This is a genomic window from Streptomyces nanshensis (assembly GCF_001751255.1).
Lineage (GTDB): Bacteria > Actinomycetota > Actinomycetes > Streptomycetales > Streptomycetaceae > Streptomyces > Streptomyces nanshensis_A.
In genome coordinates, this window is record NZ_LJGW01000426.1 from 5,039 (window position 1) to 15,420 (window position 10,382).

A 10,382-nucleotide genomic window follows, 5' to 3' on the forward strand; every position below is an offset into this window, starting at 1 on the left:
CGTTCGTCTCCGCTTGCTTCTCCGCCCCGCGCGCGGCACCGACGGCCGCGTGCCCGGGACCCGCTCAGCCCTGGTACGGCTTCGCCTCCAGGATCTTCACCGACGCCATCTTCCCGTTCGGCAGCTCGTACTCGGCGTCCGTACCGACCTTCTTGCCGTTCACGCCGCTGCCCAGCGGGGACTGCGGCGAGTACGTCTCGATCTCGGAGCTGGCGTACTCGCGCGAGGCGAGCAGGAAGGTCACCGTGTCGTCCTCGTCACCGTCGAAGGCGATGGTCACGACCATTCCGGGCGCCACGACCCCCGTGTCCGCGGGAGCCTCGCCGACCTTGGCGTTCTCCAGCAGTTGTTCGAGCTGCCGTACGCGCAGCTCCTGCTTGCCCTGCTCCTCCTTGGCCGCGTGGTACCCGCCGTTCTCGCGGAGGTCGCCCTCTTCGCGAGCTGCCTCGATCTTCTTGGAGATCTCGGTACGTGCAGGACCCGACAGGTACTCCAGCTCGGCCTTGAGCTGGTCGTACGCCTCCTGGGTAAGCCAGGTGACGTTGTCGCTGGTCTGGGTCACAGGTGCTCCTCGTCGGTACTGGGAATAAAAGCATCGCCCTGCCAGGAAGGCTGCGCCTTCAGGCCGGGGCGGAAACTACGAGCCTAACAATTCAGGTGGAAAACGGAAGAAGGACGAAGGTCCGCGCGGGCCCTGCCGACCGCCTCAGTGACCGTCCGTTTTCGCCGGTCCGCAGCCCATCAGCTCCGCGCTCGTGGCACGCCTCGTGGTCCGCAGCGAGGCCACCGTGTCCACCTGCTCCGCTCCGCCCCGTACGGTCACGTCCTTGCGACCGACCTCGCCGCCGTCGGCGGCGCGCGCGCGGATCGTGCAGACGCCCTCCGCGCCGGCGTCCTTCCGGACTTCCAGGTGCACTTCCACCGTACGACCGGAGACCACCTTGAACTTGATCACCTGACCGCTCACCGACTGGCCCGCGATGTAGTCGACGCCGAACCACGCGATCCCGGCGAGGGCCAGCACCCCCAGCACGGCGCCGACGATCTTCAGCCGCCGGTCCGCGCGGGCGTCGCGCGCGGCACCCCCCGAGGCGTTCCCGTACCGGCCCGCCGGCACCGCGCCGGCGGCGGACTCACGGCGCCCGCCGTCCGCGGATCGCACGTCAACCATGGCCGCGTCCACTTTCGTCGCTTCGAGGGGGCAATCGAGGGGGTCGGGAATCGGGAATACATCGGCTTCCCGATTCGGTCACTATAGGTGTCGCCCGCCATGACGAGTTGACGAGGACCGAGTCTTGACTGAGCAGCTACGACTGATGGCCGTACACGCGCACCCCGACGACGAGTCGAGCAAGGGTGCGGCCACGATGGCCAAGTACGTGTCCGAGGGGGTGGACGTGCTGGTCGCGACCTGCACAGGAGGCGAACGCGGCTCCATCCTCAACCCCAAGCTCCAGGGCGACGCCTACATCGAGGAGCACATCCACGAGGTCCGCAAGAAGGAGATGGACGAGGCGCGCGAGATCCTCGGCGTCAAGCAGGCCTGGCTCGGCTTCGTCGACTCCGGCCTGCCGGAGGGCGATCCGCTGCCCCCGCTGCCCGAGGGCTGCTTCGCGCTCCAGGAGGTGGACGTCGCCGCGGGGGCGCTCGTACGCCTCATCCGGGACTTCCGGCCGCATGTGATGACGACGTACGACGAGAACGGCGGCTATCCCCACCCGGACCACATCATGACCCACAAGGTCTCGATGGCCGCCTTCGACGCCGCGGGCGACCCGGAGCGCTATCCGGAGGCCGGGCCCGTCTGGCAGCCGCAGAAGATCTACTACAACCAGGGCTTCAACCGCCCCCGCACCGAGGCCCTGCACAAGGCGATGCTGGAGCGCGGGCTGGACTCCCCGTACGGGGAGTGGCTGGAGCGGTGGAAGTCGATGGGGCGCGAGCGCGAGCTGACGACGTACGTGCCGTGCGGCGACTTCTTCGAGATCCGCGACAAGGCGCTCATCGCACACGCCACCCAGATCGATCCCGACGGCGGCTGGTTCCGCGTACCGCTGGAGTTCCAGCGGGAGGTCTGGCCGACGGAGGAGTACGAGCTCGCGAAGTCGCTCGTGGACACCTCGCTACCCGAGGACGACCTCTTCGCGGGCATCCGCGACAATTGAAGGCATGACCCTGACGAGTCCGGCCCAGACCGCCGCCGCCCAGGTCCTTCCGCTGGCGAAGGACCTGGACGAGAACAAGGTGACGCCCGGCGTCCTCGGCTTCATCGTCTTCGCCGTGATGGGCGTGGCGCTGTGGATGCTGATGAAGTCGATGCACCGGCACATGGACAAGGTCGACTTCGAGGAGGATCCGCGCGCGGGCGATCCGGCGGAACGGGCCGGCGCGGACGGGGGCGAGAGGCGCACGAGCGACGACAGCGCCGCCTCCGCCTCGCCCGGGGCCTCCCCGGGTTCCTCGTCCACCGCGTCCGGGAGCGGCACCGGCTCCCGGCCCGGCGCCTGAGCGGCCACACCGAGCACACCGATTACATCAGTACGTACGACGGGAGTTCGCCATGCTGTTCAGCAGCCACAAGAACCATCTCCCGACCGCGGACGAGGCCCTTCCGGGCCGCGCCGAGCGCGAGTTCAGCGTGCCCGAGCGCCACACCGTCCTCGGCAACCCGCTGCTCGGCCCCTATCCGGAGGGCCTGGAGGTCGCGGACTTCGCGATGGGCTGCTTCTGGGGGGCGGAGCGGATCTTCTGGAAGGCGGACGGCGTCTGGACGACGCTCGTCGGCTACCAGGGCGGGCACACCCCGAACCCGACGTACGAAGAGGTCTGCTCCGGCCTGACCGGCCACACCGAGACGGTGCGCGTCGTCTACGACCCGGCGCGGATCTCGTACGAGTCCCTGCTCAAGCTCTTCTGGGAGTCCCACGACCCCACGCAGGGCTTCCGCCAGGGCAACGACACGGGTACGCAGTACCGTTCGGCGATCTTCACGCACGCCACGGCTCCGCGGGACGGCGCGGAGACCGCCTCCCAGCAGACGGCGGCCGAGTCCTCCCGCGACGCCTACCAGAAGGTCCTCGCCCGGGCGGGCCACGGCGAGATCACCACGGAGATCCTCCCCGCCGAACCCCGCCCCTTCTACCCGGCGGAGGGCTACCACCAGCAGTACCTGGACAAGAACCCGGCGGGGTACTGCGGGATCGGGGGGACGGGCGTGAGCTGCCCGATCGGGGTGGCGTCTGCGGACGGCTGAGCACGTGGCCCGGCCCTGTACGGCCCCGGACGCCGGTCGAGGATGCGCGGTGATCGCCGTAGTGCCTCCGCCGCAGCGCCCCACGGCGAGGTCGAAGTGCCGGAGTGCGTACGGGAGTCGGCGGCCGGGGTCCGGATGCCGTCGTGTCGGTCGACGGTCCCGGTCGGGCACTGCACGGGGCAGCGCCCCGGACAGAGCCCGACGGGGCCGGTCATGACGTCAGAGCTTGTCCATTCCCGCGTACGGGCTGACGATCCGGGCCCGGAGAGAACCGAAGTCGACGAGCATCGCGATACCGTCCTCGACTCCGATGATCCTTCCGAGGCCGTGTCGGTCGTGCGATACCCGGTCTCCCAGCGCGAAATGCTTGACCAACGGATCGGCCGGAGCTCTGAAGGGGCTTGTGGGCAGGTGTCGTCGTGGCGCGGGTGATTTCGTCATCGTGAGTTCAGTATGCGCTGCCTGAGCCCTGAGTGGTCCCCCCGGGAACCGACGGGCGCCGACCACAGCGACACTCCGCTCCCACCCACCTCACCGCTCCGTGGCGGGACCTGCCACGTCCTGTGATCGCCTCCGGCCGACACGGCACCACATCGTCTGAATTGCCCACCGCGCTTCGTCACCGTCCGTCCCTCTCGCCGAGTCCGGGGCCGATGCGCGAATCTCAACTGGGGGCGCGTGAGCGTCACATGGCACAGCAGGCGCGGCTTCGGACGCCGGTCGAGGATGGGCGGTGATCGCCGCAGCGCCGCAGGGCGAGGTCGAAGTGCCGGAGTGCGTCCGGGAGTTGGCGGCCGGGCGGCCGGTACAAGCCGTCTGGAAGAACGAACTCGGCGGCTTGACCTTCCGGATCGGCGACGGAGAGGCGCCACGGTTCGTGAAGTGGGCGCCAGCGGGCAGCGGCGTCGATCTGTCGGTGGAGGCGGTACGGCTTCGCTGGGCGGCGGACTTCACCACCGTGCCGCACGTGCTCGACGAGGGCTCGGACGCGGCGGGGTCGTGGATGGTCACAGCGGAGCTCCGCGGTAGCAGCGCGGTGGACGACCGCTGGAAGCGCGAGCCCGAGATTGCGGTGCGCGCCGTCGGCTCCGCACTGCGGCGGATGCACGAGCAACTGCCCGTCGGGGACTGTCCGTTCGACTGGTCCGCCGGCGGACGGCTGGAGACGGCGCGTACGCGGGCGGCATTCGGCCACATCGATATGGCCGAATGCCATGCGGACTTCCGGCACTTGGGCACTGCCGAGCGAGCGCTCGAACTGCTCGCCGCCCCGCCGCCGGCCGACGGGCTCGTCGTCTGCCACGGCGACGCCTGCGCTCCCAACACCCTGATCGGCGACGACGGCGAGTGCAGTGGGCACGTCGACCTCGGTGCGCTCGGCGTCGCCGACCGCTGGGCCGACTTGGCCGTCGCGACGTGGAGCACCCAGTGGAACTACGGCCCGGGATGGGAAGAACCACTGCTCGACGCCTACGGCATCGAGGCGGACCCGGAGCGGATCACGTACTACCGGCTGCTGTGGGAACTGTCGGACTGAGACGGCCGGACAAGCGACGGCAAGGCCGTCAACACCCCATTCCCCGCCCCGACTTGAGTCGGCGCCGTCGGCAGCGACCATCGCGTAGGGCACACCACTCACCCCGTCCGCGCCTGCAACTGACCTCGTGTCACAGCACGGCATCTTCCGGCCACCCCCGGTGGTGATCCCGCCGTGCGCTTTGGGAGGATACGTGGCCATGACCAACGACGGGGGACGGCCGTACGAGCCGACGAGTTATCACCTTCAGGAGCCTCAGAACGCCGCGCAGGCGCCGCAGGCGCCGCACGCCCAGCACACCCCGCAGCAGGATGTGCCGACGTATCAGATGCCTCCCGCTCAGCCCGCGCCGCAGCGGCAGACGCAGCCGGACCCGGGCGCGGTCGGCTGATAGCGGGCCGGTACCGGTTGCTGGCAAAGCTCGGGTACGGCGGGATGGGCACCGTGTGGCGGGCCAAGGACGAGACGGTGGACCGGGAGGTGGCCGTCAAGGAGCCGCGGCTCCCGGACCATCTTCCGGAGCGGGAGCGCGCCAACGCCTTCGAGCGGATGCGCCGTGAGGCGAAGGCCGCCGCGCGGCTCGACCACCCGGCCGTCGTCAACGTCCACGATGTGGCCGTCGAGGACGGCCAGCCGTGGATCGTCATGGAGTTCGTACAGGGACGCTCGCTGGCCGACGTACTGCAGGAAGGGACCCTCGACTCGCGTGAGACGGCGCGCATAGGTCTGCACGTACTGAACGCCCTCGACGCCGCGCACGAGTCGGGCATCCTGCACCGCGACGTGAAGCCGGACAACATCATGCTCGGCCGCTACGACCGGGTGATTCTCACGGACTTCGGGATCGCGCAGATCGAGGGCGAGACGTCTCTGACGGATACCGGCGCGTTCGTCGGTTCGCCCGAGTTCGTCGCCCCGGAGCGCGTGCTCGGTCAGCGGCCCGGTCCGGCGAGCGACCTGTGGTCGCTGGGCGTCGTGCTGTACGCGGCCACGGAGGGCGTCTCGCCGTTCCGGCGCAACAACACCCCCGCCACGCTGCAGTCGGTGCTCAACACGACGCCCGCGGCACCCGCTTCCGCGAAGGGCCAACTGGCGGACGCGATCAACCAGTTGCTCGCGAAGGACCCCGGCCGGCGTCCGAACGCGGCCCGCGTCCGCGAACTGCTGGAAGAGGCGGCGCGGCCGCCCCAGCAGACGAAGATCGTGACGGTGCCCTTGGGCAGCCGACTCCTGCCCGCCGCAAGGAACTTCGGGAAGCGGCTGCGCAGCAGCCGCCGCTGGCGGTACGGCACCGTGGCCGTCCTGGTCGCGGCGGCGACGGCGGTGTCGCTGATCGTCTACCTGGGCGCGGACCGGCTGCCGGACGGCTGGAAGCGGAACGAGAACGACAAGGCGCTGGTGGGCGCCACCGTGGGACTGCCGCCCGACTACAAGCGCAGCGCCGCCGACGACCACATCGTCTACACCGACGAGTCGTCCCACGTCACCGTCGACCTCGTACGCGAGCGGAACGACGTCCAGGACACCGCTCTCAAGGAGGCCAACAGCCAGAAGAAGTCGTACGACGAGGGCGGATACAAAGACGACCGGCAGACCATGGAGGAGGTCACCGCCAACGTCGAGGAGAACACGGGGGAGGACGGGCAGGCCGCGGACGTCTTCACCAAGTACCAGGACTGGCAGTACCCGAACGCGCCGCACCGCCGGTTCGAGCGCGTCTACGTCAAGGGCCACGTCGCCTGGAAGCTGAAGGTGACCACGACGCCGGACAACGCCGGTAAGGGCAAGGACACCTTCCGCGGCGCGGCGGACTCGCTGGTCATCGACGGTCTGTGACGGGAGTCGGTGACCCGGGTCTGCCACGGGGTCTGTGACGGGCGGACGGTCCCGTTCGCTCAGGCCGTCCTGGTCGCGCGGAGGGAATACATCAGCGGGATGCGCGGATGGCCGGGAGGGAAGCGCCACTCCCCCTCGTCCGGCTCCAGCACCGGGTAGCGCCGGAAGAGAGTGGTGGGGTGCTCGTGCAGGAACTCGATGCGCAGGCCCGCCGAGGCCAGTGCGGTCACCACCTCACCGAGCGGGTGCTGCCACTGGACCGAGGCGGTCTTGGTGAGCTGCGGGCCGTCGGTGTAGGTGTACGGGAAGTCCTCCGGCCGGCCGCCGGGTTCGAAGTAGTCGTGCTCCACGCTTCTGCCGTCCTCGCCGAGGAGTTCCGTCAACGGGTGGAACTCCGCAAGGTAGAGGAAGCCGCCGTCCTCCAGCAGCGACGAAACCACTCGGGCCCAGCGGAACAGATCCGGCAGCCACACCAGGGCCCCGAGCCCGGTGTAGACGATGTCGAAGCGCTGCCCGTCCAGTGCGGCGGGTGCGTCGTAGACGTCTGCGACGACGAACCTGGCGCGGTCCGCGACGCCGACGTCCTCGGCCAGTCCGCGGGCCGTGCGGATCGCGTCGGCCGAGAAGTCGAGTCCGGTGACGTCGGCTCCGCGGCGCGCCCACGACAGAGTGTCCTGGCCCATGTGGCACTGGAGATGGAGCAGGGACTTGCCGGACACGTCGCCGACTTCGTCGACCTCGACCGTACGCAGCGTGGAGCCGCCGGCGCGGAAGCCGGGCAGGTCGTAGAACTCGCTGAGGGCGTGGATGCGCACCCTGTCGTCCCAGTTCTCACGGTTGATCCGGAGCCAGTCCGAGTCGGTCATGCGGTGACCGTAGGGGTCGGCCATCCCGTTCCGCACATGGATTTCCGCGCGGGGACGCGCAGTTGCCGTCGGCGGTCCGGTCACCCCCTGCCGAGCGGCTCGACGCCGACGATGTGGCGGACGCGCAGCGGTTCGAGCAGTACCGTCACGCGCTCCTCGCCCGGGACCAGCCATGCGAAGGGCGTGCCAAGGTACTTGTGCGCGAGCCGGTCCAAGTCCCGTTCCGCCTGGGCGCCTTCGACGAAGTGGGCGACGCGGGCGTGGATCTGGACGCGGTCGAACGGGTCGGCGTGGTGGGAGAGGCAGACTCGCGGATCGTGGCGCAGATTGCGCTCCTTGACCCTGCCCACCGAGGTGTTGAACCACGGGGTGTCCCCGTCCACGCCGACCCACATGGGGCTGACGTGCGGCGACCCGTCCGGGCTGGTGGTCGCCACGAACCAGACGGCGGCTGCCGTCAGCCGCTCCCGTACGTCCTCGGTGATCTCCTGCATCCCTGTGTCCTCCCCCTTGTCGTGCGTCCGCACCATCCTGCCCAGCTTGGTTCAGCGAACTCCCCTCCGTACGGCGGCACATGGCGGCGCGCTCGCGGGTATGCCGTACGACGGGTGTGCCGTACGGAGGCCGACCCGCGCGCAGCGCGTCCGCACAACAGGCGCAGAACGGAGAGCCATGTTCGGGGACTTCGACAGGCGGCTGCCCACGCCCGAGGAGGCGCTGCCCGGGCGCAGCGAGCCGATGCACTCCGTACCCGAGCTGCACGCCGTGCTCGGGACGCCGCTCTCCGGCCCGTACCCGGAGGGCTACGACATCGCGTCCTTCGCGCTCGGCTGCTTCTGGGGCGCCGAGCGGCGCTTCTGGCGGACCGGCGGGGTGTGGACGACGGTGGCGGGATTCCAGGGCGGCAGCACACCGAACCCCATCACCGAGGAGATCCCCGGGGGCCGTACGGGGCACGCCGAGACGGTACGGGTGGTCTTCGACCCGGCCCGGGTCACGTACGAGGAGCTGCTCACGCTCTTCTGGGAGTCCCACGACCCCACACAGGGCTTCCGGCAGGGCAACGACGTCGGCACGCACTGCCGCTCGCTGATCTTCACCCACTCCCCCGCGCAGCACGCCCTCGCGGAGAAGACCCGCGAGAGCTGCCAACAGGCCCTGTACGACGCGGGGTTCGGCGACATCACCACCGAGATCCTGCCCGCGGCGGACTTCCCCTTCTACGCCGCCGAGGCGCGGCACCAGCAGTATCTGGAGAAGAACCCGGGGGGGCTACTGCGGTGCGGGCGGTACGGGGATCAGGCTTCCCCGGCCGGGAGCCGGCCGCCCCTGACGCCCTCACCCCCGTACTCGCCCTCGCCCTCGCCCTCGCCCTCGGCTGGCGCCCTCATCCCTCGGCCGCCTCTGCCCTGGGCAGATCTGCTGCAGGGCGAGAAGCGCGCAGCGACCGCCCCCGTGGGCCAACAGTGAAGTGAGCGCGGCGGACACCGCCGCGCCGCACGCACCACGATCTGGAGGCCCGATGTCGCCACTCGTCATCGCACCGCAGCAGGCGGCGCCCCCGCGCGCCGAAGAGGAGGGGGACACCCCTCCGTCCCGCTTCGACGACCATCTCGCCGCACAACTCCTCAACCAGCGCATCGTCTTCCTCGCCAGCCAGGTCGACGACGTCTCCGCGCACCGTGTCTGCGCGCAGTTGCTGCTGCTCTCGGCCGAGGACCCGCGTACCGACATCAGCCTGTGCGTCAACAGCCCCGGCGGATCGGTCACGGCGGGGCTCGCCATCTACGACACGATGCGGCTGATCCCCAACGACGTCTCGACGCTCGCCATGGGATTCGCCGCCAGCATGGGGCAGTTCCTCGTCACGGTGGGCGCGAGCGGCAAGCGCTTCGCGCTGCCCAACTCGCGGATCATGATGCACCAGCCGTCCGCGGGCATCGGCGGCGCGGCGGCGGACATCGCGATCCAGGCCGAGAACCTCGAGTACATGAAGAAGTCCATCGAGCGGATCACCGCCGAGCACACCGGCCAGAGCGAGGAGACGATCTCGCGGGACGGCGACCGCGACCGCTGGTTCACGGCCGAACAGGCCCTGGAGTACGGGATGGTCGACCGGGTGGTGAGCTCGCTGGACGACGTCCGGCCGGCCGCCTCGAAGCGGAGGGTGGGTCTCTGAGATGAGTCAGTACACGATTCCGACCGTCGTCGAGCGCACACCGGGCGGGGAGCGCGCGTTCGACATCTACAGCAGTCTGCTCGCCGAGCGTGTGATCTTCCTGGGGACGGAGATCGACGACGGCGTGGCCAACGTCGTCATCGCACAGCTCCTGCACTTGGAGTCCTCGGCGCCGGAGCGGGAGATCTCGATCTACATCAACTCCCCCGGCGGCTCCTTCACTTCGCTGACCGCCATCTACGACACGATGACGTTCGTCGGTGCGCCCGTCTCGACGTTCTGCGTGGGTCAGGCCGCCTCGACCGCCGCCGTACTGCTGGCGGGCGGGGATCCGGGACGGCGCTTCGTACTGGAGCACGCGCGGGTACTGCTGGGGCAGCCGTCGAGCGGCGGCAGCCGGGGCACCGTCTCGGATCTGAGCGTCCAGGCGAAGGAGATGCTCAGGATCCGCTCCGAGGTGGAGGAGATCCTCGCGCGGCACACGAACCACGACGTGGCGTCGCTACGGGCGGACATGGACCGCGACAAGGTCTTCACCGCGCGCGAGGCGGTGGCGTACGGACTGGCCGACGAGGTGCTCACCAGGCGGCAGTTGGCGGGCGCGGCGGCCTGAGCGGGGCGGTCCGACAGCGCCCGCTCCCGTCCCCGCGGCGGACGTCGCGCCTACGCGCGCCTACGCGGCGAGGCGGACGTCGCCGGGACGGGGCGGCG

General features: G+C 70.1%; 11 protein-coding genes and 2 pseudogenes. 8 read left to right on the forward strand and 5 right to left on the reverse strand.

Annotation, left to right across the window (positions count from 1 at the left end; all coding sequences use genetic code 11):
• Window positions 1–64: 64 nt before the first annotated feature.
• Window positions 65–562, reverse strand: coding sequence for a transcription elongation factor GreA (greA, locus tag AN218_RS26670; RefSeq protein ID WP_070019663.1), 498 nt, complete (start codon window positions 560–562; stop codon window positions 65–67).
• 144 nt (window positions 563–706) lie between these two features.
• A complete protein-coding gene (locus AN218_RS26675) occupies window positions 707–1,171 on the reverse strand; it encodes a DUF4307 domain-containing protein (RefSeq protein WP_070019672.1) in 465 nt (154 codons plus the stop codon).
• Between the two features lie 124 nt (window positions 1,172–1,295).
• Between AN218_RS26675 and mca the strand changes: the two genes are divergently transcribed.
• From mca to msrA (AN218_RS26690), 3 genes are read left to right on the forward strand one after another with little or no spacing between them, the layout of a single operon-like run.
• Entirely contained in the window at window positions 1,296–2,165 is an 870-nt protein-coding gene (gene mca / locus AN218_RS26680) for a mycothiol conjugate amidase Mca (protein ID WP_070019664.1), read from the forward strand.
• 4 nt (window positions 2,166–2,169) lie between these two features.
• Window positions 2,170–2,508: a hypothetical protein gene (locus AN218_RS26685; protein ID WP_070019665.1), complete on the forward strand. Its 339-nt coding sequence runs from the start codon at window positions 2,170–2,172 to the stop codon at window positions 2,506–2,508.
• A 52-nt stretch (window positions 2,509–2,560) separates the two neighbouring features.
• Window positions 2,561–3,253, forward strand: coding sequence for a peptide-methionine (S)-S-oxide reductase MsrA (msrA, locus tag AN218_RS26690; protein ID WP_070019666.1), 693 nt, complete (start codon window positions 2,561–2,563; stop codon window positions 3,251–3,253).
• A 219-nt stretch (window positions 3,254–3,472) separates the two neighbouring features.
• On the opposite strand, the gene AN218_RS38530 is transcribed toward msrA (AN218_RS26690), so the two are convergent.
• Complete coding sequence (locus AN218_RS38530; RefSeq protein WP_070019667.1) at window positions 3,473–3,694, reverse strand: hypothetical protein; 222 nt, start codon at window positions 3,692–3,694, stop codon at window positions 3,473–3,475.
• A 292-nt stretch (window positions 3,695–3,986) separates the two neighbouring features.
• On the opposite strand from AN218_RS38530, the gene AN218_RS26700 reads away from it, so the two are divergent.
• A complete protein-coding gene (locus AN218_RS26700) occupies window positions 3,987–4,790 on the forward strand; it encodes an aminoglycoside 3'-phosphotransferase (protein WP_079132624.1) in 804 nt (267 codons plus the stop codon).
• Window positions 4,791–4,989: 199 nt separating this feature from the next.
• Window positions 4,990–6,626, forward strand: a pseudogene (locus AN218_RS26705) (serine/threonine-protein kinase).
• Window positions 6,627–6,685: 59 nt separating this feature from the next.
• On the opposite strand, the gene AN218_RS26710 reads toward AN218_RS26705, so the two are convergent.
• Window positions 6,686–7,492 (reverse strand): class I SAM-dependent methyltransferase, encoded by an 807-nt coding sequence (locus tag AN218_RS26710; protein ID WP_107421584.1) that lies wholly within the window; start codon window positions 7,490–7,492, stop codon window positions 6,686–6,688.
• 80 nt (window positions 7,493–7,572) lie between these two features.
• Window positions 7,573–8,022, reverse strand: coding sequence for a TIGR03618 family F420-dependent PPOX class oxidoreductase (locus AN218_RS26715; protein ID WP_420856020.1), 450 nt, complete (start codon window positions 8,020–8,022; stop codon window positions 7,573–7,575).
• Window positions 8,023–8,164: 142 nt separating this feature from the next.
• Between AN218_RS26715 and msrA (AN218_RS26720) the strand changes: the two are divergent.
• The 3 genes and pseudogenes from msrA (AN218_RS26720) (at window position 8,165) to AN218_RS26730 (ending at window position 10,284) form a co-directional block, all read left to right on the forward strand.
• Window positions 8,165–8,825, forward strand: a pseudogene (gene msrA, locus AN218_RS26720) (peptide-methionine (S)-S-oxide reductase MsrA).
• A gap of 189 nt (window positions 8,826–9,014) precedes the next feature.
• Window positions 9,015–9,671 (forward strand): ATP-dependent Clp protease proteolytic subunit, encoded by a 657-nt coding sequence (locus AN218_RS26725; protein ID WP_070019669.1) that lies wholly within the window; start codon window positions 9,015–9,017, stop codon window positions 9,669–9,671.
• A gap of 1 nt (window position 9,672) precedes the next feature.
• Complete coding sequence (locus AN218_RS26730) at window positions 9,673–10,284, forward strand: ClpP family protease (protein WP_070019670.1); 612 nt, start codon at window positions 9,673–9,675, stop codon at window positions 10,282–10,284.
• Window positions 10,285–10,382: the final 98 nt, after the last annotated feature.

Bases quoted from the DNA above. Each gene is read 5' to 3' on its own strand.
- AN218_RS26715 (WP_420856020.1), bottom strand. From the start codon at position 8,022: ATGGTGCGGACGCACGACAAGGGGGAGGACACAGGGATGCAGGAGATC.
- AN218_RS26675 (WP_070019672.1), bottom strand. From the start codon at position 1,171: ATGGTTGACGTGCGATCCGCGGACGGCGGGCGCCGTGAGTCCGCCGCC.
- AN218_RS26710 (WP_107421584.1), bottom strand. From the start codon at position 7,492: ATGACCGACTCGGACTGGCTCCGGATCAACCGTGAGAACTGGGACGAC.
- AN218_RS26725 (WP_070019669.1), top strand. From the start codon at position 9,015: ATGTCGCCACTCGTCATCGCACCGCAGCAGGCGGCGCCCCCGCGCGCC.
- AN218_RS38530 (WP_070019667.1), bottom strand. From the start codon at position 3,694: ATGACGAAATCACCCGCGCCACGACGACACCTGCCCACAAGCCCCTTC.
- msrA (WP_070019666.1), top strand. From the start codon at position 2,561: ATGCTGTTCAGCAGCCACAAGAACCATCTCCCGACCGCGGACGAGGCC.
- AN218_RS26685 (WP_070019665.1), top strand. From the start codon at position 2,170: ATGACCCTGACGAGTCCGGCCCAGACCGCCGCCGCCCAGGTCCTTCCG.
- AN218_RS26730 (WP_070019670.1), top strand. From the start codon at position 9,673: ATGAGTCAGTACACGATTCCGACCGTCGTCGAGCGCACACCGGGCGGG.